Source organism: Dermatophilaceae bacterium Soc4.6 (assembly GCA_039889245.1).
Taxonomy (GTDB): Bacteria; Actinomycetota; Actinomycetes; order Actinomycetales; family Dermatophilaceae; genus Lapillicoccus.
In genome coordinates, this window is sequence record JAZGVH010000002.1 from 3,028,000 (window position 1) to 3,052,230 (window position 24,231).

General features: G+C 73.3%; 21 protein-coding genes. 16 read left to right on the top strand and 5 right to left on the bottom strand.

Annotated features, from left to right (window positions below):
• Positions 1-143 precede the first annotated feature (143 nt).
• A complete protein-coding gene (locus tag V3N99_14070; GenBank protein MEO3937867.1) occupies positions 144-1,658 on the top strand; it encodes a hypothetical protein in 1,515 nt (504 codons plus the stop codon).
• Positions 1,659-1,690: 32 nt separating this feature from the next.
• On the opposite strand, the gene V3N99_14075 is transcribed toward V3N99_14070, so the two are convergent.
• Positions 1,691-1,996, bottom strand: a complete 306-nt coding sequence (locus V3N99_14075) for a hypothetical protein (protein ID MEO3937868.1) — start codon at positions 1,994-1,996, stop codon at positions 1,691-1,693.
• Between the two features lie 407 nt (positions 1,997-2,403).
• Here V3N99_14075 and V3N99_14080 point away from each other — a divergent pair, with 407 nt between their 5' ends.
• The 5 genes from V3N99_14080 (at position 2,404) to V3N99_14100 (ending at position 8,266) form a co-directional block, all read left to right on the top strand.
• Positions 2,404-2,553 (top strand): hypothetical protein, encoded by a 150-nt coding sequence (locus V3N99_14080; protein MEO3937869.1) that lies wholly within the window; start codon positions 2,404-2,406, stop codon positions 2,551-2,553.
• A 250-nt stretch (positions 2,554-2,803) separates the two neighbouring features.
• A complete protein-coding gene (locus tag V3N99_14085; GenBank protein ID MEO3937870.1) occupies positions 2,804-3,865 on the top strand; it encodes a BadF/BadG/BcrA/BcrD ATPase family protein in 1,062 nt (353 codons plus the stop codon).
• A gap of 57 nt (positions 3,866-3,922) precedes the next feature.
• The gene (locus V3N99_14090; protein ID MEO3937871.1) at positions 3,923-5,374 is read left to right on the top strand and encodes an NAD-dependent malic enzyme; all 1,452 of its coding nucleotides are present in this window, start codon (positions 3,923-3,925) and stop codon (positions 5,372-5,374) included.
• 78 nt (positions 5,375-5,452) lie between these two features.
• A complete protein-coding gene (locus V3N99_14095; protein ID MEO3937872.1) occupies positions 5,453-6,430 on the top strand; it encodes a pirin family protein in 978 nt (325 codons plus the stop codon).
• A 303-nt stretch (positions 6,431-6,733) separates the two neighbouring features.
• Positions 6,734-8,266, top strand: coding sequence for a C40 family peptidase (locus tag V3N99_14100; GenBank protein ID MEO3937873.1), 1,533 nt, complete (start codon positions 6,734-6,736; stop codon positions 8,264-8,266).
• Between the two features lie 113 nt (positions 8,267-8,379).
• Here V3N99_14100 and V3N99_14105 read toward each other — a convergent pair whose 3' ends face one another.
• Positions 8,380-8,901 (bottom strand): inorganic diphosphatase, encoded by a 522-nt coding sequence (locus V3N99_14105; protein ID MEO3937874.1) that lies wholly within the window; start codon positions 8,899-8,901, stop codon positions 8,380-8,382.
• A gap of 135 nt (positions 8,902-9,036) precedes the next feature.
• Between V3N99_14105 and dacB the strand changes: the two genes are divergently transcribed.
• The 10 genes from dacB (at position 9,037) to V3N99_14155 (ending at position 20,257) form a co-directional block, all read left to right on the top strand.
• Positions 9,037-10,464, top strand: coding sequence for a D-alanyl-D-alanine carboxypeptidase/D-alanyl-D-alanine-endopeptidase (gene dacB, locus V3N99_14110; protein ID MEO3937875.1), 1,428 nt, complete (start codon positions 9,037-9,039; stop codon positions 10,462-10,464).
• A gap of 16 nt (positions 10,465-10,480) precedes the next feature.
• Positions 10,481-11,644, top strand: coding sequence for a zinc-dependent metalloprotease (locus V3N99_14115; GenBank protein MEO3937876.1), 1,164 nt, complete (start codon positions 10,481-10,483; stop codon positions 11,642-11,644).
• Positions 11,641-12,624: a tRNA lysidine(34) synthetase TilS gene (gene tilS, locus V3N99_14120; GenBank protein MEO3937877.1), complete on the top strand. Its 984-nt coding sequence runs from the start codon at positions 11,641-11,643 to the stop codon at positions 12,622-12,624. The genes V3N99_14115 and tilS overlap by 4 nt, the downstream gene beginning before the upstream one ends.
• A gap of 108 nt (positions 12,625-12,732) precedes the next feature.
• Positions 12,733-13,284, top strand: a complete 552-nt coding sequence (hpt, locus tag V3N99_14125) for a hypoxanthine phosphoribosyltransferase (protein MEO3937878.1) — start codon at positions 12,733-12,735, stop codon at positions 13,282-13,284.
• Positions 13,285-13,447: 163 nt separating this feature from the next.
• Entirely contained in the window at positions 13,448-15,601 is a 2,154-nt protein-coding gene (ftsH, locus tag V3N99_14130; GenBank protein ID MEO3937879.1) for an ATP-dependent zinc metalloprotease FtsH, read from the top strand.
• A gap of 7 nt (positions 15,602-15,608) precedes the next feature.
• The gene (gene folE, locus V3N99_14135; protein ID MEO3937880.1) at positions 15,609-16,181 is read left to right on the top strand and encodes a GTP cyclohydrolase I FolE; all 573 of its coding nucleotides are present in this window, start codon (positions 15,609-15,611) and stop codon (positions 16,179-16,181) included.
• Positions 16,182-16,198: 17 nt separating this feature from the next.
• On the top strand, positions 16,199-17,986 hold the full coding sequence (locus V3N99_14140; GenBank protein ID MEO3937881.1) for a phosphatidylglycerol lysyltransferase domain-containing protein: 1,788 nt from the start codon (positions 16,199-16,201) through the stop codon (positions 17,984-17,986).
• A 53-nt stretch (positions 17,987-18,039) separates the two neighbouring features.
• Positions 18,040-18,855, top strand: coding sequence for a dihydropteroate synthase (gene folP, locus V3N99_14145; protein MEO3937882.1), 816 nt, complete (start codon positions 18,040-18,042; stop codon positions 18,853-18,855).
• Positions 18,852-19,781 (top strand): 2-amino-4-hydroxy-6-hydroxymethyldihydropteridine diphosphokinase, encoded by a 930-nt coding sequence (folK, locus tag V3N99_14150; GenBank protein ID MEO3937883.1) that lies wholly within the window; start codon positions 18,852-18,854, stop codon positions 19,779-19,781. Before folP ends, folK begins: the two co-directional genes overlap by 4 nt.
• A complete protein-coding gene (locus V3N99_14155; protein ID MEO3937884.1) occupies positions 19,775-20,257 on the top strand; it encodes a DUF3180 domain-containing protein in 483 nt (160 codons plus the stop codon). Before folK ends, V3N99_14155 begins: the two co-directional genes overlap by 7 nt.
• Before the next feature lie 529 nt (positions 20,258-20,786).
• Here V3N99_14155 and V3N99_14160 read toward each other — a convergent pair.
• The 3 genes from V3N99_14160 to V3N99_14170 all read right to left on the bottom strand — a co-directional run bounded on the left by V3N99_14160 (position 20,787) and on the right by V3N99_14170 (position 24,069).
• On the bottom strand, positions 20,787-22,064 hold the full coding sequence (locus tag V3N99_14160; protein MEO3937885.1) for a CoA transferase: 1,278 nt from the start codon (positions 22,062-22,064) through the stop codon (positions 20,787-20,789).
• Between the two features lie 174 nt (positions 22,065-22,238).
• Positions 22,239-22,862, bottom strand: a complete 624-nt coding sequence (locus V3N99_14165; GenBank protein ID MEO3937886.1) for a hypothetical protein — start codon at positions 22,860-22,862, stop codon at positions 22,239-22,241.
• 22 nt (positions 22,863-22,884) lie between these two features.
• Positions 22,885-24,069, bottom strand: coding sequence for an NADH-quinone oxidoreductase subunit D (locus V3N99_14170; GenBank protein MEO3937887.1), 1,185 nt, complete (start codon positions 24,067-24,069; stop codon positions 22,885-22,887).
• Positions 24,070-24,231 lie beyond the last annotated feature (162 nt).

A 24,231-nucleotide genomic window follows, 5' to 3' on the forward strand; every position in this document is an offset into this window, starting at 1 on the left:
GGTGTAATGGGGGACGTGAACCCCTCGGTCCAGGGGAGACCGTCCCGTAGGGAGGACGGCGGATCGGCGCGGTCTGGTCCACCGAGTGCGTGGCCTCATCTGCGTCGGCCCCGGTGTCGAGCAGAGCCCGAAGGAGCGCGCCCATGACTGCTCCACCCACCACCCGGCCCCCCGTCGTGGCCACGGAGCCGCGAGTGGCGGCCCCCCTGTCGATGGTGTCGCGGATCGGACCCGGGCCCGGTCTGGTCGTCGTGGCCCTGGGGCTGCTGGTCGTCGGGCTGAGCGCGCGACCGACATCAGCCTCCGGGGCCTCGTCAGCCGCAGGGCCCTCGTCAGCCGCAGGGCCCTGGCTCCCTCTTCCCGGCGCGCTCCCCACCGTGACGACCGGCGGTGCGGCCGGCCTGGGGATCCTCCTGGCCGTGCTGCTCGCGGCCACTCTCCTACCCCGGCTGCGGGACGCCACCCGCGTCTTGCTCTCCACCTCGGCACTCGCCGCGGCCGGCCTCGGCCTCGTGGTCCTCGGCGAGGACGGTGAGGGACGCTGGCCGTCCCCCTCGCGGGTGAGCGAGCTGCTCGGCCTGTCACCGGTCACGACGGCCACCGTGGTGACCCTGCTCGCGCCGGTCGTCGTGCACCTCGCCGTCCTTGTCGTGGCCTCTGTGTCCTCTGTCGACGAGGCCCCGCCACGCGCCCGGTTCGTCGTCGGCTCGGCAGCGGGTGTCCTCGCGCTCGTCGCCTTCGGGGCCGAGCCCGTCGGCCTCACGTCGGCCGCCGCGGGCGCCGCGGTCGTGCTGGTCGGGACCCTCCTGGCGGCGCATCTCCGGGCTCGGCGCGCGGATCGACAGCACGGGCCCGACCGGACGGTCCCCGCGGCCCGGGCGGCCGCTCCCGGTGTCGCCACAGCTCGTCGTACCGACCTGCTTCCAGCCGCCGTGCTCGCGGTCGGCGCGGTCGTCGCGGGCCCGAGCGGTGCCGCGACCGTCGTGGGCGCCGCCCTGGCGGTCATCGCCGTCACCGCCGTGAGCGAGCGACTCGCCCGCTGGCGGGCACGGGGCCAGCTCGAGGTCCTCGCCCGCTGCCTCAGCGGGACGGCCTTGGTCTGTGGGGCGCTGGGGCTCGCGCTGCAGGGGACCGGCCCGCGCACCTGGGCCGGCGGGGTGGCCGCCCTCACCCTGGCCGGGCTGGCCCTGGCGGCGCGCCTGCCGCGTCCACCGTCACCGCAGTACGTCCGCCGCACGCACGTGCTGGTCCTCCGGGGTCTGCCATGGGCCCTGCTGGCTGTCGCGCTCGTCGTCGTCACCCTCCTCCAGCCCAGGTCGGGTGGCTCCCTCGCTGAGCTGACGACCGAGGTCGTGCCGGCATCGTCGTCGAGCCCCGCACCCAGCCCCTCAGCGAACCCGTCGGCGGGGCCCTCGATCCGGCTGGGAGCGATGAAGGGGACCACCGTGCAGGTCGTCGTGCGCGCGCCCCGGGCGAGCGGGCCTCTCGAGATCCGCACCCGCATCGGTGGCGACGACGTCAGCTACCCGCTCGTGTGGGTGACCGCCGACACCGACCTGTCGGTCGACGTCGCCCTGCCCGAGCGGGGTCGCTTCCTGGTCACCCTCAACGACCTCACGAGCCCGATCCCCCTGCAGACGCTGGTCGTCGAGCGCTGAGCGGAGGCCCAGACGGTCAGCTGCCCAGCCCGTCAGCTGCCCAGCCGGACGAGCAGGTCCTGAGCCCGCCGACCCGCCGTGCACAGGCGCGCGAGGGTGACGACGTCGTCGGGCGGGGTGCCATCGGCGGCGAGCACCAGCTGCTGGGACACCCGGTAGACCGACGCGGCGAGCCGACGCGGGTTGCGGTCGGCGTCGATGGCGTGCAGGTCCTCGCAGACGCTGACCCAGGCCTCGAGCGCGGCGACCGCGAGCAGCGACTCGCCGTCGAGGACGACCTCGAGACGGTCCCGGGTGAGCTTGTAGAGCTGGTCGAGTGGGGGAGCGGCGCTGACCATCGGAGTCCTCGGAGGGGTTGCGGCCGGAAACCCGGCGTTCAGGCGACAGACGCCGACCGTACACACTGCAGGTGAACGACGACGGGGCTGCGGTGCCGAACGAGAGAGGGGTGACCTACGGAATCCGAAGGCTGACCACCGCGGAGTCGAGGAAGCGCACCGACACCGGCCATGGTCCGGTCCCTCGCGGGCGGCCCTCGCGGCCGTCGCGGCCTGGCCGTGACTGCCGCCTCGGCGGGGTCGGCACCGGGCGATCAGGGCCGGATCGGGGCCTCGTGAGCGTGAGGTCGCGCCCGATGACCGCTCCAGGAGCGGGGCATCGGCCGAACGGATGATTCTGTCGGGACAACTTTAAGGAAAGAGTAAAGACGCGGCTCGAGGCTTCCCCGAGGCCATACGGTTTTCGTATGAGCAACGACTTCGGACTCGGGGAGCTTCTCGACTCGGCCCTCGGCGACGAGATCGAGCTCGTCGGCGCCCTCGTCGAGGCGGTGGCCGGTCTCACCGGTCGCCTCGGCGGCTCCGAGATCGACTCGGTGCTCGGCCTTCGGCCCTGACCCGCTCCATCACCGACAGTGGCTGGTGTCCCCCCACACCAGCCGCTCGCCCCGCAGGACCCCGGCGCCCCCCATCGCCGGGCTCGCATCACCAGCACGACCCGGTGCTCCCCCGCACCGGCCGCACGAACGGTGGTCCCCCTCACCGCTCTCGCGGACGGCAGATCCCGCATCGACAGGTGCGGCCCGGTTCCCCGGCGCTCCCCCCATGGCGCCGGGGAACTGCCGTCTCGGCGATGATGTGCCGGTCATGAGCGAGACCCCCGCACCGCCCGGCCCCGGCGCCCCGCTGGTGCTCGGTCTCGACGTGGGCGGCACGAGCACCCGGTGCCTGGTGGCCGACCTGAGGGGGCGCAGGGTCGGGTGCGGCCAATCGGGGGGCGCCAACCCCCACGGCGTCGGGATGGCAGTCGCCGTGGCCCGGATCGGTGAGGCCGTGGCCGGTGCCCTCGCCGGCGTCGACCCCGGCCGGGTGGTCGCCTCCGTGATGGGTGCAGCCGGGTTCGCGGCCTACGCGTCCCTCGACGGGCCTTTCGCCCGGATGTGGGAAGCCACCGGTCTGCAGGGCCGGCCCCGGGTCGTCGGCGACGCCCTCGTCGGCTTCTGCGCCGGCACCAGCGCCCGCGACGGCACCGTCGTGATCAGCGGCACGGGTGCCGGCGCCGTCCAGGTGAGCGACCTCGAGCAGAGCCTGGTCGGCGACTCCCTCGGCTGGCTGCTCGGCGACGACGGGTCGGGTCAGTGGGTCGGGCGCGAGGCGGTGCGCCACCTGCTCGCGCCCCGGCCGGGTCACGGCGGCGAGCTGCCCGACGACCCGCTGAGCCGTGCCGTACGGCTCGCGGTCGTCGGCCGGCCCACCGGCAGCCGCGACGACCTCATCCGCATCCTGTATGCCGGCCCCCCCCTCGCGCTGTCGGCGCTCGCTCCCCTCGTGGTCGGGTTGGCCCGCGAGGGCGACGCCGACGCCGTCGCCGTCGTGCTCGGCGCTGTCGACCGGCTCGAGCGGTCGGTGCAACAAGTGCGACCAGCGGGTGACGACACCCCCCTGGTCCTGACCGGGGGGCTCTTCGCCTCCGAGCTCCTGCTCGAGCAGCTCACCGCCCGGCTCGTCGCGCGGTGGCCGCTCGCCTCCGTGGTCCGGTCCGGCAGCGGAGCGGGTGGGGCGGCGTGGCTCGCCGCCCACGAGCCGGCCGCGAGGCAGGCCGCAGCGAGGCCGTCGTCGCTGCCGGTGGGCGGTTCCGGGCCCGACGTCGTCCCTCCTCCTGACCGGCACACCGCGCTCACCCGTCTGCCGCTCGCGATCGACCCCTGAGCGGGCTCGACGAGTCAGCGGGGAATCGGGGCGCCCATCAGTGACAGGATGCTGGGCATGCCCATCCCGACACCAGCAGACCAGAGCCCCGACGAGGTCGCGGCCACGCGCACTGAGACCATCACGCGGGCCCGCGCGACGACGGGGTCCTACTCCATCACCGTGCGACTGCACACGGGCATCGACCCGGCGGTCGTGGGGCAGCTCGCGACCGCGGTCTCCAACTCCGGGGGCATCACCACGGCCCTCGACATCGTGGAGTCCCGGCACGACCGGCTCGTCATCGACCTCACCTGCTCGGCCTCCAACGGCGACCACGCCAACGAGGTCGTCGACGCGTTGCGGCTGGTCGAGGGCGTCACGGTGCACAAGGTGTCCGACCGCACGTTCCTGCTGCACCTCGGCGGCAAGATCAGCGTCGAGCCGACGGTCGCACTGCGCACCCGCGACGACCTGTCGATGGCCTACACGCCCGGAGTCGGCCGCATCAGCATGGCCATCGCCGAGCACCCCGAGGACGTGTGGCGCCTCACGGTCAAGGGCAACAGCGTCGCCGTCGTCACCGACGGCAGCGCCGTGCTGGGCCTGGGCAACATCGGGCCGGAGGCGGCGATGCCCGTGATGGAGGGCAAGGCCGCGCTGTTCAAGCGCTTCGCCGGCATCGACGCGTGGCCGATCTGCCTGGCCACGCAGGACGTCGACGAGATCGTGCGGGCGGTCGAGCTCATCGCGCCCGGCTTCGGGGGCATCAACCTCGAGGACATCGCGGCGCCGCGGTGCTTCGAGGTCGAGGCGAAGCTGCGCGAGCGGCTCTCCATCCCGGTCTTCCACGACGACCAGCACGGCACGGCGATCGTCGTGCTGGCCGCCCTGCGCAACGCGCTGCGCTGCATCGACAAGCCCATCGGCGACGCGCGCATCTCGGTCTCCGGCGCGGGCGCAGCCGGCTCGGCGATCGTGTCGCTGCTGCTCGCGGCGGGCGCCGTCGACGTGGTGGTGTGGGACAAGGAAGGCATCCTGCACCGCGACGACACCGACCTGCCGCCGGCCAAGCTGGCGCTGGCCGGGCGCACCAACCCCCGCGGCATCCGTGGCGACCTGCACGACGCGGTCACCGGGGCCGACGTCTTCATCGGGGTCAGCGCCCCCGGGGTCCTCAAGCCCGAGTGGATCGACGACATGGCGCCCAAGCGCATCGTCTTCGCCCTGGCCAACCCCGACCCCGAGGTCGACATCGCCGAGGCGTCGCGTCGGGCCACCGTCGTCGCCTCCGGGCGCTCCGACTACCCCAACCAGATCAACAACGTGCTGGCTTTCCCCGGTGTCTTCCGCGGGCTGCTCGACGCGCGGGCCCACCAGGTGACGACCGAGATGCTGCTGCGGGCCGCCGAGGCGATCGCGTCGGTCGTCACCGCCGACCAGCTCAACCCGAACTACATCATCCCCAGCGTCTTCGACCCCGACATCGCCAAGACGGTCGCCGCCGCGATCGTGGGGCCGCGCACCTGACGGTCGACGGCGGGAAGATCTTGACGCGTGGCGACGTTCCTGTGATAGTTGAAAGCGAAACTACCAAGGGAGCGTCCCATGCCTGCTGTCACCGTCTCCGACCTCACCGTGCTGCCCCGGGTCACCGCGCCCGGCTCCGGAGCCGTCGTGCGCCCCGTCGTCTCGGTGACGAGCGCTCCATCGGGTGTCGAGGGGGAGGGCTTCCCGGTCAAGCGCGCCTTCGCCGGCGTCGACCTCGCCCTGCTCGACCCCTTCATCCACATGGACGAGATGGGTGAGGTCGACTACGCGCCGGGGGAGCCCAAGGGCACGCCGTGGCACCCGCACCGGGGGTTCGAGACCGTCACCTACATCATCGACGGCATCTTCGACCACCAGGACAGCCACGGTGGCGGGGGGAGCATCACGGACGGGGACACCCAGTGGATGACGGCCGGCAGCGGGCTGCTGCACATCGAGGCGCCGCCGGAGCACCTCGTCGTCTCGGGTGGGCTCTTCCACGGCTTCCAGCTGTGGGTCAACCTGCCGCGGGCCGACAAGATGAAGGCGCCGGCCTATCAGGACCTGCGGTCCGGCGAGGTCGCCCTCGCCACCTCGGCCGACGGCGGGACGCTGCTGCGCGTCATCGCCGGTGACGTCGCCGGGGTCACGGGGCCGGGCTCGACGCACACCCCGATGGCCATGGTGCACGCCAGCCTCGTGCCGGGTGCCCGCCTCGAGCTGCCGTGGCGCCAGGACTTCAACGCCCTGGCCTACGTCATGGGCGGCCGCGGCACCGTCGGGCCGAGTGCCACCCCGATCAGCGCGGGATCGCTGGCCGTCCTCGGTCGCGGCGACCTGCTCGCTCTCACGGCCGACACCCGCCAGGACCAGCGGTACGCCGGTGGCCTCGACGTCGTGATCCTCGGCGGCAAGCCGATCCGCGAGCCCCTCGCCTGGGCCGGCCCGTTCGTCATGAACACCAAGGCCGAGGTCATGCAGGCCTTCGAGGACTACCAGGCCGGCCGGCTCGGCCAGCCCCTTCCCCACGCGGGGATCGGCGGCTCGACGCGGTAGGCCTGAGCACATCAGCCCCTTCCTGCCCGATTTGTCCGCATCGTTACGGGACCGTGACCTCAGTCGGACAGGCGTTCGGGTAAGGCCCTCCACCTGCGGAAAAACATCAGTGTCATTCGCAGAGTCACACCCGTGTGATTCCCCAATCCGGCCTGTTTCCAACGGGATTGGAGTCACGGGTGTTTCTCGTGTGACGAATGGGTTCTAGTCTCGGGGCGCGCCACTGTCCCCAGGGGTCAGCGGCACCCGGCCCCACGAGGGCCCCAGCGCACCTCCCCCGCGAGACGTAAGGACCACGGTCACGTGACCCCCACCCAGCGTGTCCTCCCCCCCAGCCCCCACCAGGCCGGGGTGACCGGTCGAGTGACGCGCGCCGCGCGAGTGCGACGGGTCCTCGTCGCGTCGATCACCGGAGGGCTGGTGGTCACCGTGACCGTCGGGGGGCTCGTCGGCCCGCTGGCCCGAGCCGACCAGCCGGCCCCGGTGTTCCCGTCGGCCGACCAGGTCGCCGCGGCCAGAGCGGCGGTCGGCGGGGCGGCGGCACAGGTCGCAGCGATCGACGGGCAGCTGGCGGCCTCGCGGGCCGCCGTCGCGGAGCTGAGCCAGAACGCCGCCGATGCCATGGAGGCTGCCTCCGGCGCGCGTCTGGCCCTCGACGCGGCGACGGCTCGCGCGGCCACCGCCGTGAGGGCCTCCGTCACCGCGCAGCGGGCCTCGGACGACGCCCAGCTCACCCTCTCCCGCCTCGCGGCGGAGGTCTACCAGAGCGGTGGCGGAGACACGAGCCAGCTCGACGTCTTCTTCGGCGGGGGAGGCCCCCAGGCCGTCCTCGACCGCGCGGCCGGGGTCGACGCCGTCGGCAGTGAGCGGGCCCGCCTCGTGCAGGAGGCCGGGGCCACCAGCCACCTCGCGCAGTCGGCGCGCCAGGAGGCTGCCGAGGCCGAGCAGCGCCGCGCCGTGGCGGCCGCCGCGGCCTCGGCGGCCGCCGACGAGGCCCGCCGCCAGGCCGAGGTCGCGCGCACCACGACGATCCGCCTCGAGACCCGGGACCGTCTGCTGACGGCCCAGCTCGCGACGCTGCAGAAGACCTCGGTCGCCCTCGAGCAGCAGCGTCAGGCCGGTCTCGCCGCACAGGAACAACGTCGCCGCGAGGAGGCCAACCGCCGGGCGGCCCTGGCCCGGGCCGCCGCCCAGGCCCGTCAGGCTGCTGCCCAGGCTTCTGCTGCGCAGGCCGCGGCCGCCGCCGCCGAGCGCTCGGCCCGGACGGCCCGCGAGCGGGCGGCCGCGCAGGCCGCCGCCCGTGCTGCCGCAGAGGCCGCACGGCAGGCCGCCCTGCACCCCGCGAGCAGTGGCAGCAGCGGCAGCAGTGGGAGTGGTGGGAGCAGCAGCAGCGGTGGCAGCGGATCGGGTGGTGGGCCGCGTATGCCCCCCGTCGTCCCGCGCCCGACGCCGCCGCCGCCGCCTCCGGCGCCGACCGGCGGGGTCTCGGCGGTCCTGGCCTACGCTCGGGCCCAGCTCGGCAAGCCGTACGTCTGGGGCGCGCAGGGGCCGAGCTCCTTCGACTGCTCGGGGCTGACCCTCATGGCCTGGCGTCAGGCGGGGGTGTCGCTGCTGCACTACACGGGCTACCAGTACTCCGCGACGGCCCGGGTGCCGATCAGCGCCCTCCAGCCCGGCGACCTCGTCTTCTACGGGACCTCCGGGGAGAGCAGCCACCACGTCGGCCTCTACATCGGCGGCGGGATGATGATCCACGCGCCGAACCCGAGCACCGTCGTGAAGATCTCGTCGATCTACTCCATGTCGGACCTGCTGCCCTACGGCGGCCGTCCCTGACGGGGCCTACCGGCTCCTGAACGCACTCGACGCAGCGTCGAGGCACTCGACGCATGGAGCTCTGTGCGTCAGGTGCCTCGACGCTGCGTCGAGTGCGACCGGCCAGGCGTCGCTCAGTGGTGCGTCGGCCCGGGCCAGCGGGCGGTCGAGAGGCCGGACTCCTGGGCCCGCGAGATCGACTCGAGCACCGTCTTCTCGGCACCCTCGCGACCGGCCCAGTGGGCGCCCTCGACGGACTTGCCGGGCTCGAGGTCCTTGTAGGTCTCGAAGAAGTGCTGGATCTCGAGGCGGTCGAACTCGCTGATGTGGTCGAGCTCGCTGATGTGTCCCTGGCGCGGGTCGTTGGCCGGCACGCAGATGATCTTGTCGTCGCCTCCGGCCTCGTCGCGCATGTGGAACATCCCGATGGGCCGCGCGAGCACCTGGCAGCCGGGGAAGGTCGGCTCGTCGAGCAGGATGAGGGCGTCGAGCGGGTCGCCGTCCTCACCGAGGCTGTCCTCGACGTAGCCGTAGTCGGCGGGGTAGGTCATCGAGGTGAAGAGGAGCCGGTCGAGCCGGATCCGCCCGGTCTCGTGGTCGACCTCGTACTTGTTGCGAGCCCCCTTGGGAATCTCGACGGTGATGTAGAACTGCATGGTCCGAATCTCCTCGGGAGTTCGACGGGCCGCGCCCCCGGACGGCGCGCAGGCTGATGACCTAGGCTCGGGCGACCGGGCCGGGCTCAGTCTCCCGTATGACGACCGGCCCGACCAAACAAGGGTGGAGCCCAGGTGACGCGCACGAGCGCCCGACGCGCCCTGTGGGCGCTCCCCGTGGCTGCGCTGCTCGCCTACGGCGCCCTCGACGTGGCTGACGTCACGCCGGGGCTGGTCACCCTGGCGCCCCCTCCGGCCCCCGCGCCACCGCCCCCGCTGCCCACGCCGACCGTCCGCCAGCCCGTCGCCACCACCGGCCCGGGCCCGCTGCCGACCGCCGGCCCGGCGACTGCGGTCCCGACGACGGCGGGGTTGCGCAGGGCACTGGGCCCCCTCCTCACCGAGGCCGGCCTGGGCCAGCTCGGGGTGACGGTGCGCGACGCGAGCACCGGCGCGCACCTGCTCGACACCCGTGCTGACGTGCCGCTCATCCCGGCGTCGACGGTCAAGCTCCTCGCCGCCGCGGCCGTCGACACGACCTTCCCCGCCGGTGCGACCCTCACCACCCGTGCGGTGCGTGGTGCGGCCCCCGGCACGGTCGTGCTCGTGGCCGGCGGCGACACCCTGCTGGCGCCGGGGCGTGGCACCCCGGGTGCGGTCGTCGGCCGCGCCGGGCTCGGTGACCTCGCGGCCTCGACCGCGTCGGCGCTGCGAGCCTCCGGTCGCACCTCGGTGCGCGTCTCCCTCGACGCCCGGTATGCCGCGGGTCCGCCGACCGCGCCCACCTGGGGCTCTGACTACCGCCCGAGCGGGATCACGGGGGCGGTCGCCGCGATCGGCCTCTCGACCCAGCGCGCCACCCCGGGCCGCCCGGGCCCGGCCGACCCGGGGGCCTCGGCGCTCGCCGCCTTCGTCACCGCCCTGCGCGCGGCGGGGGTGAGCGCGACCGCCGACGCCGCAGCGGGCAGGGCGCCGACCGGGGCGGTGACGCTCGGGTCGGTCGCCTCGGCGCCCGTCGCCGACCAGCTCGTGCTCGCGCTGCAGGACTCCGACGACGCCCTCACCGAGTCGTTGGCCCGGCAGGCGGCGGCCCGGGCCCGGGCGGGCACCGGGTTCGCGGCGGTCGGCGCCTGGGTGCGCCAGCAGGTGCAGCGTCTCGGCGTCGACGTGGCCGGGGTGCAGCTGCTCGATGCCAGCGGCCTCTCTCGCAGCAGCCGGGTCCCCGTGCGGGCGATCGGCGACGTGCTCGGGCTCGCGGCCGCGAGGACCGGCCCACCGAGCCTGCGGGCCACGATCGCCGACCTGGCGGTCGCGGGGCTCGACGGCACGCTGTCGGGCCGCTTCGACGACGCGACGACCGCGGCCGCGCGGGGGGTCGTGCGCGCCAAGACGGGCACGCTGACCGGTGTCAGCGGCCTCGCCGGCACGGTGACCACGCCCGACGGGCGGGTGCTGGTCTTCGCACTCGTGGCCAACGAGGTGCCGGCGACGACGGGAACGCCGGGAGCACGGCGGGCGTTGGACGGGTTCGTGACGGTGCTCGCCCGGTGTGGGTGCCGGTGAGGAGGGTGGGACGCCCATGAGCGCGCAGCGCGACATCAGGATCGTGCAGGACAGCAGGCGCGACAGCACCTCGCCCTACGTCGACTGGGAGTTCGCGAAGGCGACCGGCCGGCGGTTGTCGGGCGCGGGCCCGAAGGTCAGCCGGGGCGAGGCCGCCGAGGTGGTCGCCTCGCTGCGCGAGGTCGCGACGGCCGCCCGCGAGCCGATCGCCGCGACCTCCCTGCTGGTCAGCCCCGGCGACGCCCCCGAGGCCGTTGTCGTCGACCGGCCGGGCTGGATCGACGCCAACGTCGAGTCGATGCGCGCGCTCATGGTGCCCGTCATCGAGAAGATCACCGCTGGCAGCCGCGACCGCGCAGGCTCGCGCGCCCAGCCCGGCGCCCTCACCGCGGTCGGCGGCAAGGTCACCGGCGGCGAGGCCGGAGCCCTCATGGCATTCATGTCGGGCAAGGTCCTCGGGCAGTACGACCTCGCGCCCGAGGGGGTCCCGCGCCTGATGCTGGTGGCCCCGAACCTCGTCCAGGTCGAGCGCGAGCTCGGCGTCCACCCTCACGACTTCCGCCTCTGGGTGGCCATGCACGAGGAGACCCACCGGGTGCAGTTCACCGCCGTACCCTGGCTGCGCGAGCACCTCATCGACAGCTCCCGCACCCTCACCACCGACCTCGCGCCGACCCCCGACGAGCTGAGCGCCCGTCTCCAGGGCCTCGCGCAGCGGCTGCCGGAGGCCTTCCGCACGGGCAGCCGCGGCCTCGCCGACGCCTTTCTCTCGCCGCAGCAGCGGGCCGAGGTCTCGCGCATCACCGCCGTGATGTCCCTGCTCGAGGGTCACGCCGACGTGATGATGGACGAGGTCGGCCCGCAGGTCATCCCCACGGTCGCCCAGATCCGCGAGCGCTTCCAGGGGCGCCGCAACGGCGTCTCCGGATTCGACCGGGTGCTGCGCCGCCTGCTCGGGATGGAGGCCAAGATGCGGCAGTACCGCGACGGCGCGGTCTTCGTGCGCGCGGTCGTCGCCGACGTCGGTCTCGAGGGCTTCAACGCCGTGTGGGGATCGCCGCAGACCCTGCCGACCGCCGCCGAGATCGAGACCCCCCGCCGGTGGGTCGAGCGGGTGCACGGCGGGACGCGCGCCGGGGTAGACCCCGGTGCCCCGGCGGCACCGGAGGCCGGGGCGTGAGCGGGCCCGCGCCCGCCGTCGCCGCGACCCGGGTGGCCGTCCGCTCCGAGCTGTCCCTGCTCCCCGCGGGCTCCACCGTGCTCGTCGGCTGCAGCGGGGGGCCCGACTCCCTCGCGCTCGCGGCCGCGGTCGCGTTCGAGGCCGACCGTGCGGGGCTGACAGCCGTGGGTGTCGTCGTCGACCACGGTCTGCAGCCCGGGTCGTCCCGGGTGGCGCAGACGGCTGCCGCTCACTGCCGCGAGCTGGGTCTGGCGCAGGTCGAGGTCGTGCGCGTCGAGGTCGTGCCGGCCGCCGGCGGGCCCGAGGAGGCCGCCCGCCTCGCCCGGTTCGCCGCCCTCGACGAGGCCGCCGACCGCCACGGCGCCGTCGCGATCCTGCTGGGCCACACCCGCGACGACCAGGCCGAGCAGGTGCTGCTCGGCCTCGCCCGCGGCTCGGGCTCCCGCTCCCTCTCCGGTATGCCGCGTCGTCGCGGCCTGCTCGTGCGTCCCTTCATCGGGGTGACGAGGGACGAGACGGAGGCGGCGTGCGCGGCCTACGGAGTCGAGCCGTGGCAGGACCCGCACAACGACGACACCAGCTTCACCCGGGTGCGCGCCCGGGCCCTGCTGCGCGAGCTCGAGCGCGAGCTCGGGCCCGGGGTGCGCGCAGCCCTCGCGCGCAGCGCCGAGATGATCCGCGAGGACGCCGACCACCTCGAGGACGAGGCCCGCTCGCTGCGCGAGGCCATCGGGCCGACGCCCTGGGCGGTGAGCACGATGCTTGCCGTGCCGCGCGCCCTGCGCACGCGGCTGTGGCGGATCCTCGCGGTCGAGGCCGGCTCCGGTGCCGGCCAGCTGTCGTCCGCCCACGTCGAGTCGCTCGACGCGCTGCTCACCTGCTGGCACGGCCAGGGGCCGCTCCAGCTGCCGGGGCACGTGCGGGCCTCCCGGTCGGGAGACCTGGTCAGGATCGTGGCCCTCGAGCCCGCGGCCTCGTAGCCGGCCGGTCAGACCGCCCCGGGGCGACGGGTGTCCGCGCGGTCCGGTTGAATGAGGACGCACCCCACCTGGATTTCACCTGCTTGATCTTGACGACGAGGAGTCGCCGTGGACGCCGCCGACATGGGAGCCGACCTCAAGGAGGTGCTCCTCACCCAGGAGCAGATCCTGGCCCGGCTCGACGAGCTCGCCGCCGACATCTGGCGCGACTACGAGGGCAAGGACCTGCTGCTGGTCGGGGTGCTCAAGGGGGCGGTGATGGTCATGGCCGACCTCATGCGCGCGCTGCCCGGCACCGTGCCGATGGACTGGATGGCGGTCTCCTCCTACGGCTCGGGCACCAAGAGCTCGGGCGTCGTGCGCATCCTCAAGGACCTCGACGGCGACATCTCGGGACGGCACGTGCTCATCGTCGAGGACATCATCGACTCGGGGCTCACGCTCAGCTGGATCCGCTCCAACCTCGAGTCGCGCCGACCGGCGTCGGTCGAGATCTGCACGCTGCTGCGCAAGCCCGAGGTGGCCAAGGTCGACATCGACGTGAAGTACGTCGGTTTCGACCTGCCCAACGAGTTCGTCGTGGGCTACGGGCTCGACTACGACGAGCGCTTCCGCAACCTGCGGTGCGTCGGCACGCTGGCCTCCTCGGTCTACGCCTGACCCCCTCGTGGCGCACGCCTGACGACGCGTGACCCTCGCCTCACGGGCCGAGCGGGCCTTTCGGGGCCAGAGCCGGAACACCGGGTGACTGCGCGTCGTTCACCTGCGAGAATGTGATATCCAGCAGCATCGAGCGGAAGGTCGGGGCGGGACCCCGGACTACATGGACTTCAAGCGCATCGTTCGCCCCCCCTTCGTGGTGATCATCCTCTTGGTGATCGCCGTGGTCGTCGCCCTCAACCTCGCGGGCGGCGACGGCTACAAGCGCATCGACACCTCGAAGGCCTTGACGCTCATCAGCGAGGGCAAGGTCGCCTCGGCGACGCTGCTCAACAACGAGCGGGTCGAGCTGACCCTCACGGCGCCCTACACCGACGCCGACGTCAAGGACGCGACCCAGGTCTACGCCTACTACGTCGACGCCCGCGGCACCGAGATCGTCGACGCCCTCAACAAGGTGGCACCCAAGAACGGCTTCACCGACCAGATCGACCAGCCCAGCTGGTTCGGCTCGCTGCTCTTCAGCATCGTGCCGATCCTGATCATCCTCGGCCTCTTCTGGTTCCTCATGGGCCAGATGCAGGGCGGTGGCAACCGGGTCATGCAGTTCGGCAAGTCGCGCGCCAAGCTGGCGAGCAAGGACAGCCCCAAGGTGACCTTCGCCGACGTCGCCGGCTGCGACGAGGCGGTCGAGGAGCTGCACGAGATCAAGGAGTTCCTCCAGGAGCCGGCGAAGTTCCTCGCCGTGGGCGCCAAGATCCCCAAGGGCGTCCTGCTCTACGGCCAGCCGGGCACCGGTAAGACGCTGCTGGCCCGCGCGGTCGCCGGCGAGGCCGGAGTGCCGTTCTACTCCATCTCCGGCTCCGACTTCGTCGAGATGTTCGTCGGTGTCGGTGCGTCACGCGTGCGCGACCTCTTCGAGCAGGCCAAGGCCAACGCCCCCGCCATCGTCTTCGTCGACGAGATCGACGCCGTCGGTCGCCACCGCGGCGCGGGCATGGGGGGTGGGCACGACGAGCGCGAGCAGACCCTCAACCAGCTGCTGGTCGAGATGGACGGCTTCGACGTCAAGACCAACGTCATCCTCATCGCGGCGACCAACCGCCCCGACATCCTCGATCCCGCCCTGCTGCGTCCTGGTCGCTTCGACCGGCAGATCGCCGTCGAGGCGCCCGACATGCTCGGCCGCCACCGCATCCTCGAGGTGCACTCGCAGGGCAAGCCGATGGCCCCCGACGTCGACCTGCTGGCCGTGGCTCGTCGCACGCCCGGCTTCACCGGTGCCGACCTCGCCAACGTGCTCAACGAGGCGGCGCTCCTCACGGCTCGCAGCAGCCGCAAGATCATCGACGACGCGTCGCTCGACGAGGCCATCGACCGGGTGATCGCCGGGCCGCAGAAGCGCACGCGCATCATGTCGGCCAAGGAGCGCAAGATCACCGCCTACCACGAGGGTGGGCACGCCCTCGTCGCGGCCGCGATGAACCACACCGACCCGGTCACCAAGGTGACCATCCTGCCTCGCGGCCGCGCGCTGGGCTACACGATGGTGATGCCGCAGGACGACAAGTACTCCACCACCCGCAACGAGATCCTCGACCAGCTCGCCTACGCCCTCGGTGGCCGGGTGGCCGAGGAGATGGTCTTCCACGACCCGACGACGGGTGCGGCCAACGACATCGAGAAGGCCACGGCGATGGCCCGCAAGATGGTCACGGAGTACGGCATGTCCGAGCGGGTCGGTGCCATCAAGCTCGGTGCGGGCTCCGGTGAGGTCTTCCTCGGCCGCGACATGGGTCACCAGCGCGACTACTCCGAGGAGATCGCCGGCATCGTCGACGAGGAGGTGCGCAAGCTCATCGAGAACGCCCACGACGAGGCCTGGCACGTCATCAACGACAACCGCGACGTGCTCGACAAGCTGGTGCTCGACCTGTTGGAGAAGGAGACGCTCAACGCCAAGGAGCTGGCCGCGATCTTCACCCAGCTGACCAAGCGCCCGCTGCGTCCGACCTGGCTCTCGAGCGAGTCCCGGCTGCTCAGCGACCGCCCACCGGTGCTGACGCCGGCCGAGCAGGCCGCCCACGGGTCGCTGAACGGCAGCGTGTCCTTCGCCAAGGAGGCCGTGCTCAGCGGAGCCGGGTCCCGCAACGGCTACGGCCAGGTCCCGCAGGCGGCGGGCAACGACCCCGACATGGGTCGCCGCATCGATGCGGCCGCCAACGCCGGGGCCCACCCCCTCGCCGAGGAGGAGCCGCGCACGCAGGTCATCGAGGTGCCTGACGGCGGTCAGGTCGACCCGTCCGAGGGTCGCTGACCCGGTCGTGCCGGTCGACCTCGACCGCGCCGCGGCGGCGGTCCGTGAGCTGCTGATCGCGGTCGGGGAGGACCCCGACCGCGAGGGTCTGCTCGAGACGCCCGTTCGGGTCGCCCGGGCCTGCGCCGAGACCTTCGCCGGGCTCGACCAGAGCCCGGCGCAGGTGCTCGGCACGACCTTCGCCATCGACCACCAGGAGCTGGTGATCGTGCGTGACATCGAGCTCTACAGCACGTGCGAGCACCACCTCGTGCCCTTTCACGGGGTCGCCCACGTCGGCTACATCCCCGCGCGGGACGGTCGGGTGACGGGCCTGTCGAAGATCGCCCGGCTGGTCGACGTCTTCGCGCGCCGACCGCAGGTGCAGGAGCGGCTGACCACCCAGGTGGCCGACGCCCTCGTCGAGCACCTCGACGTGCAGGGCGTCATCGTCGTGATCGAGTGCGAGCACCTGTGCATGTCGATGCGGGGGGTGCGAAAGCCGGGGTCCCGCACGATCACCTCCGCCGTCCGCGGTCAGCTCCGAGACGCCACCACCCGCGCCGAGGCGATGTCGCTGCTGCGCGGGGGTCGGCCCTGAGCGCTCGCCGCCCCACCGTGAAGGCCCGGACGACCAGCAGCGACTCCCCCGTGGGTGGGGGTGGCTCTGTCGGCGGCACCCCCGGGTCAGCCCCATCCGGCAGACCTGGCGGTTCCGTCGCGGCCCCCAGCCCGGCCGACCTGCGGGCCCGCGCCCCGCGCCTGCTCGGTCTCCTGACGTATGCCGTAGGGCTCCTCGACCTGCTTGGCGCGCTCGCGAGGGTGCAGCGTCCACGGCTCGCCGTGGCCGAGGTCCTGCCGGGGGTCGTGACCGTCTCGGTGGCCGCGTCGGTCCTCACCGGGGTCCTGCTGCTCGCGCTCGGGCACGGGCTGCGACGGCGCAAGCGACGAGCCTGGCGGGCGGTGGTGGGCCTGCTGGCCGTCAGCACCCTGGCCGCGCTGGTGCGCTTCAGCCCGCTGCACGTCGTCGTGCCGCTGACCCTGCTGGTCGTGCTGCTGGTGCGCCGTGACGACTTCCGCGCCGCCAGCGACCCGCAGAGCCGGTGGCGTGCGGTCAGGGTGGCCCTGACCCTGGTGGTCGTCGACCTCGTCGTCGGTCTCGGGCTGGTCTACGCGGCGTCGCGCGGCGAGGTCGGCGGGGCTCCGACGCTCCTCGACGCACTCGGTGAGTCCCTCTTCGGTCTCATCGGTCTCGACGGCCCCCTCACCTTCCGGGACGACCGCACGGGCGACCTGGTCGGGACCGCCCTGGCGGCCCTGGGCCTGCTCACGCTGGCGGCGACGGCCTCCGTCGTCCTGCGTGCGTCCGAGCCACGCGGTGAGCTGAGCCCCACCGACGAGGGGCGGATGCGGCCCCTGCTCGCGACCGACGGTGACTCGCTCGGCTACTTCGCGCTGCGCGCCGACAAGAGTCTGGTCTGGTCACCGTCCGGGCGGGCGGCCATCGCCTACCGCGTGGTCGGCGGGGTGATGCTGGCCAGTGGTGACCCGGTCGGCCCGCGGGACGCGTGGCCCGAGGTCATGGCGGCCTTCGCCGCGCGTGCGGCTGAGCACGCGTGGACCGTGGCGGTCCTGGGCTGCTCCGAGGACGCCGGCGAGGTGTGGGCCCGCGAGACGGGCCTGGCCGCCCTCGAGCTGGGGGACGAGGCGGTGCTCCATACCGGCGACTTCAGCCTCGACGGGCGGGCCATGCGCAACGTGCGCCAGATGGTGTCGCGCATCAGGCGGAAGGGCTATGGGACCCAGGTCCACCGGGTGCGCGACCTCGACGACGACCTGCGGGCGACGGTGCTGGCCGACGCCGCGGCCTGGCGCGAGAGCGAGACCGAGCGCGGCTTCAGCATGGCTCTCGGGCGCGTCGCCGACCCCCGGGACCCCGACGCGGTGCTCGTGACGGCGTGGGAAGGTGGTCGGGTGCGGGCGATGTTGCAGCTGGTGCCCTGGGGGCGGGACGGGCTGTCCCTCGACGTGATGAGGCGCGACGCCGACGCGGCGCCGGGAGTCAACGAGCTGATGATCGAGGCGGTCATGCAGCAGGCGGCGGCGCTCGGCGTGGGGCGGGTCTCGCTCAACTTCGCCGCCTTCCGCTCGGTCTTCGAGCGGGGCGAGCGGCTCGGCGCGGGGCCGCTGCTGCGGCTGCGCCGGTCGGCGCTCATCGTCGCCTCGCGGTGGTTCCAGATCGAGAGCCTCTACCGCTTCAACGCGAAGTTCCAGCCTGAGTGGATCAGCCGCTACCTGCTCTACCCGAGCGCGGCCGACCTGCCGCGGGTCTCGCTGGCCGTCCTCGAGGCCGAGGCCTTCCTCGTCTGGCCGACCTGGCGCCGGCTGCGGGAGGGACAGGCGTGACCGCCGGCCACGTCATCCACCCGCTGCCGTCGGTGCCCGGCCGCCCGGTCGTCATGGGCGTCGTCAACGTCACCCCTGACTCCTTCAGCGACGGCGGCGAGTGGTTCGAGACCGACGCGGCGATCCGTCACGGCCGGGAGGTGCGCGCCGACGGAGCCGACGTCGTCGACGTCGGGGGGGAGTCCACCCGTCCCGGCGCCGAGCGCCCGTCGGTCGACGAGGAGCTGCGTCGCGTGATCCCGGTGGTGCGCACCCTGGCGTCCGAGGGCGCGTTCGTCTCCATCGACACCATGCGCGCCGAGGTGGCCGAGCAGGCGCTGGGCAACGGCGCCGCGATGGTCAACGACGTCAGCGGTGGCCTCGCCGACACCGAGATGGCACCGCTGGTCGCCAGCTGGGGCTGCCCGTTCGTCGCGATGCACTGGCGCGGCCACAGTGTCGACATGCAGGCGCGAGCCGCCTACGACGACGTCGTCTCCGACGTGTGCCACGAGCTGGCGCAGCGCCGGGATGCGTTGCTGGAGAGCGGCATCCGCCCGTCGCAGCTCGTCCTCGACCCGGGGCTCGGCTTCGCCAAGGACGCCGACCACAACTGGGCCCTCCTCGCGCACCTCGAGTCGCTGCTGGGCCTGGGCCACCCCGTCCTCTTCGGCGCCTCCCGCAAGACCTTCCTCGGGCGGGTGGGGGTGCTGCCGGGGGCACCGACCCGCCCACCGGCCGAGCGCGACGCCGCGACGGCCGCGACCAGCCTGCTGGCCGCGATGGCCGGCGTCTGGGGGGTGCGGGTGCACGACGTCCGGTCGACGCGCGACGCGCTGGCGGTGCTCGAGGCGACCACGGCCCATCGACGAGCAGGAGACCAGCCATGAGCAGCGAACGACGAGCGGTGTCGGGCACCGACCGCATCCTCCTCGCGGGGGTCGAGGCGGTCGGTCACCACGGCGTGCTCGCCTTCGAGAGGGAGCAGGGCCAGCCCTTCGTCGTCGACGTCGTCCTCGAGCTCGACCTCGGCCCGGCGGGGCGCAGCGACGACCTCGGGCAGACGGTGTCGTATGCCGAGGTCGCCGACGACGTCGTGGCTCGCCTCACCGGGCCCCCCTTCGACCTGATCGAGCGCCTGGCCGAGGTGATCGCCGACGACGCGCTCGCGCGGCCGCTGGTCGACGCGGTCGAGGTCACCGTGCACAAGCCGCAGGCGCCGGTCGGGCAGCCGTTCACCGACGTCGCTGTGCACGTGCGCCGTGAGCGGGGAGTGCCGGTGGTCGTCGCGCTCGGAGCCAACCTCGGTGACGCCCGGGCCACGCTCGAGTCGGCGGTCACCCAGATCGCGGGGCTGCACGGGGTGCGGGTGAGCGCCGTGTCACCGCTGGTCGAGACCGATCCCGTCGGAGGGCCGGAGCAGCCGGTCTACCTCAATGCCGTGCTGCTGGCCAACTCGACCCTGGAGCCGAGCAGGCTGCTCGAGGCACTGCAGGCGATCGAGGCGGCCCACGGGCGAACGCGTGAGATTCGTTGGGGCGCAAGGACCCTCGACCTCGACCTGATTCAGGTCGGCCGTCCTGGGTCGGGAGCCGAGGTGCGCCTCGACACGCCTGCGCTCAGCGTGCCCCATCCGCGTGCGCACGAACGTGCCTTCGTGCTCGTGCCGTGGGTAGCGGCCGACGGTGAGGCGGTGGCGCGTGACGGGGACGGCGGCATACGCCGGGTCGTCGACCTGTCGGCCGACCTGCGTGAGCCGGGAGCGGCCGACGACCCGAGCGTGCGCCCCGGCCCCTCGTGGAGCCCCACGTGGTGACCCCTCCTCACGGCGTGCGGCTGCGGCTGCTGCTGGCGGTCGCGATCGTCGTGGGCGTGGTGAGCTGGGTCGGGCTGGCGCTGTGGGCGATGGGCGGTCGCGCCCTGCCACCGGTGTCGTGGGCGGCCCTGCCGATCCTGCTCGCGGTGGCCATCGGCCTGGTGCTCGCGGGCCGACCGGTGCAGCGGCTGGTCGCCGGCACGGCGACCAGGCGCGTGCACCCCCTGTATGCCGCCCGGGTCATCGCGCTCGCGCAGGCCGCGGCCCTCACGGGTGCGGTGGGTCTGGGCTGGTATGCCGCGCAGGTCGTGCGGCTGCTTCCCGACTCCGACATCCCCTCGCAGCAGCAGGACATCCTGCGACTGGTCTTCCTCGGCGTCGGCGCGGTGCTCGTCTCCGGGGCGGGGCTGCTGGTGCAACGGTGGTGCCGGGTCGACGACGACCGGGGCGACCGGGGGTCTCCCGAGCGGGAGTGACGTGAGCCTCCGTCCGGTCGTCCACGGCCGCACCTCCATCACCCACCCCACACCACACGACATCGCCGCCTGACACCTGAGACACTTCACCACGAGGCGCTCTGCCTGGTCGGCATGGGCGACGACTGATCCGGGTATGGGCCTCTCACGCCGGCGGAGCGCCCGCCGCGAGCAGGTCAGACCAGTGGAGGTTCGATCATGTGGGTGCTCCTCACCCGTCACCGGAAGCAGTGGCTCCTGGTGGCCCTCCCGTTGGCGGGATGGCTCGTCGCGAGACTGCTGCGTGCGGGAGAGGTGCCGGCAGGGTTCCCCAGGCGCAGCCCCCTGCCACGCCGCGCCTCGGAGCCGAGTCCGCACCCGGTCGCCGTCACGGGCCACGTGCCTGTAAGCAGTCCGCATGCTCGGGAGATCGCCGCACACAACAAGCGGGTCATCGACGACTACCGTGGTCGACACGCCTCCCCGGGGTCAGGGGCGCACCCCGGCGCCTGACCGGAGGTGCCCGCCGCGTCGTCCGGAGCGGCACCGATCATCGGACCTCCGGTGTCGACGCGGCTCGCGGTGCGGTCACCGGGCGCGGACGTGCCGCTGCGCCCGACGCGATGAGCGCGGCGATCTGCGCGTCGCTGCGCCCGATCTCGCGCAGCACCTCCTCGGTGTCGCCGCCGATCTGCGGGCAGTCGCTGCGCACGGTGCCCGGGGTGCGCGAGAGCCGCACGGGGAAGCCGATGCTGCGGTAGGCGCCCTCGGTCGGGTGCTCGCGCACGTCGAGCAGGCCACCGCCGACCACATAGGGGTCGGTCTCGGCGTCGTCGAGCTCGAGCACGGGCGCGAAGGGGATGGAGTGGGCGGCGCACAGCTCCTGCCAGGCGGCCGTCGTGCGCTCGGGCGCCACCTGCGCCACCAGCGCGTAGAGCTCGCCGTAGTGCGTGGCGAGGGCGCCGGGGTCGGCGAAGCGCGGGTCGGTCGCCACCTCGGGTCGGCCTGCGGCGGTGAAGAAGTCGGCGATGTTGCGCGCGTTGTAGGGCAGGATGCAGGCCCACCCGTCGGCGGTGGCGACGGCCCGGTGGTCGGGCACCATCGAGCGGTTGAAGCCGATCGGGCCGCGAGAGGGCTCGAAGGTGTGGCCCGAGAGGTGCTCGACCAGGGTGAACGCGAGCATGGTGTCGGTCATCGGCACCTCCACCTCCTGACCCTCGCCGGTCGCGCGCTGGTGGATCACCGCGGCGAGCACGGAGTAGGCCAGCGTCAGCGCACAGACCTTGTCGGCCATGATCGTGGGCACGTAGGTCGGGGTGCCGGTGGCCCGGCGCATGAGGTCGGCCACGCCGGACGCAGCCTGCACGATCTCGTCGTAGGCCGCGTGGTCGGCCCGGTCGGAGTCGCTGCGGAAGCCCTGGGCGCGGGCATAGACCAGCCGTGGGTTGACCGCAGCCAGCTCGTCGTAGCCGACGCCGAGGCGCGTCAGCGCCCCCGGTCGCATGTTGGTGACCAGCACGTCGGCCGTCCGCACGAGGTCGAGGAACGCCTCGAGCCCGGCCTCGCTCTTGAGGTCGAGGGCCACGCTGCGCTTGTTGCGGTTGACGTTGAGGGCGAGCACCCCCATGCCCTCGTGCACCTGTGGGTGGGTGCGGCGCGAGAGGTCGCCGGTGGGCGGCTCGACCTTGATCACGTCGGCGCCGAGGTCGCCGAGGATCTGGGTCGCAAAGGGGCCCATGACGACCGTCGAGAAGTCGAGGACCCGCAGCCCCTCGAGTGCTCCGGGGGTGCTGCTCGACGATGTGCCGCTCGACGGGGCGCTGGGCATGGTGGCCTTCCTGGTCGGGGGGTGGAGAACCCGCCGTGGCGGGCCTCGGCGCGCCGAGGCCCCTTCCCGGCCATTCTCCGGATTCGGGGGGGCAAGTCGAAACCGGACCCGTGCCGTCGTGGTCAGCGCCCGCCTCCGTGCGCCGGTCAGGAGGTGTCCCCGAGGAGCGTGATGCTAGCGGTAGACGTCGCCGCCGACCTCGCCCATCGTCGGACTGATCATGCCTCCGGCCACCCAGTTGGGGCCGGCGTGCACGTGGGCAGCCAGGTCGAGGGCGGCGCGCAGGGCGACGAGCCGCGTCTGCCCGGTCGGCGCGTACCAGAGGTAGAGCGACTCTCCGCCGGCGAAGCTGCTGCTGCAGACGACGACCTCGGGTGAGACCGTCGGCGTCTCGGTCGACTCCGGGGGCACCGTCACGGTGCCGCCGGTGACCGGTGGCGGCGCAGGGGGCACCATCGTCGCCGCCGGGATGGTGATCGGTGGCCTGTCGAGCGCGCAGCCGAAGGCCCTGGGCAGGTCGGCCTCGGACCGCAGCCGGGTGCTGTCGACGGGGGAGGGGCCGCTCGAGACCGGCGTCGGCTGGCCGTCGGGACCCGTCGCGGCGGGTGCCGGGGTGCGCGGGGTGCTCGTCCCGGTGGATGCCGAGGTCCCCGAGGCGCCCGGGGTGCCCGACGTACCCGATGAGGCAGAGGGCGCCGGGGTCGCGGAGGTCACGGTCGGGGCAGGGCTGCTGGTCGCGCAGGCTCCCAGCCCGAGGACGGCGACGGCCAGGGTCGCGGCGGTCGCGGCCAGCGTCACGACGGACGTCGCTCGCCGCCGGTCACTTGTCGACGTCTCCGACGACGAAGAACATCGAGCCGAGGATCGCCACCATGTCGGCCAGCAGCTGACCCGGCAGTATCTCGGCGAGCACGGCCACGTTGTTGAACGACGCTGACCGGAGCTTGAGCCGCCAGGGGGTCTTCTCCCCGCGGGAGACCAGGTAGTAGCCGTTGAAGCCGAGGGGGTTCTCGGTCGCGGTGTAGAGGTGGCCCTCCGGCACCTTGAGCACCTTGGGCAGCTTGACGTTGATCGGCCCCCGGTCCAGCGCGCGCATCCGCTCGGCGCAGGCCTGCGCGAGGTCGAGGCTGACCCGCGTCTGCTCCAGCAGCACCTCGAGGCGGGCGAGGCAGTCGCCCGCGGTGCGCGTGACCACCCGGCCGGGGCCGCCGGGGGCGAAGAGCTCTCCGTATGCGAGGTAGGGAGCGTCGCGCCGCAGGTCGACGTCGACGCCACTGGCGCGCGCGATGGGGCCCGAGACGCCGTAGGCGTGGATCGTGTCGTGGGAAAGAACACCGACACCCTGGGTGCGCGCGTTGAGGATCTCGTTGCCCACCAACATGTTCGTCAGGTCGGGCAGGCGGCGGCGCACGGCCGCGATGGCCTGCTCGACGCGGCCGAGCCAGCCGGCGGGCAGGTCTTCCTTGAGGCCACCGACCCGGTTGAACATGTAGTGCATGCGCCCGCCGGAGGCCTCCTCCATCACCGCCTGCAGCTCTTCGCGCTCACGGAAGGAGTAGAAGACCGGGGTGATCGCGCCGAGCTCGAGGGGGTAGGAGCCGAGGAACATCAGGTGGCTCAGCACCCGGTTGAGCTCGGCCAGGAGGGTGCGCGCCCAGACCGCGCGCTGGGGCACCTCCATGCCGAGCATCTGCTCGACGCCGAGCACCACGCCCAGCTCGTTGGCGAAGGCCGAGAGCCAGTCGTGGCGGTTGGCGAGCACGATGATCTGGCGGTAGTCGCGCACCTCGAAGAGCTTCTCGGCGCCGCGGTGCATGTAGCCGACGATCGGCTCGGCGCTGACGATGCGCTCGCCGTCGAGCACCACCCGCAGCCGCAGCACGCCGTGGGTCGCGGGGTGCTGCGGGCCGATGTTGAGCACCATGTCGCTCGTGGCCAGCCCACCCGCGCCGATCCCGACGGTCAGCTCGCGACCGGTCGCGTCCGTCGCGCTCGGTGAGGTCATGGGCGCCAGTCTGCCGTATGCCCGGCTGCTGTCAGGGGGCTGCCACGTCACGAGACCGCGAGGCCGTCCTGCCTCACGCCGCGGACGACCCCCGTGACGCGGAGGTCGAGGTGCCAACGCGGCGCACGACCCCGGAGGCGGCCGACCGCCAGTGGCTTTCCC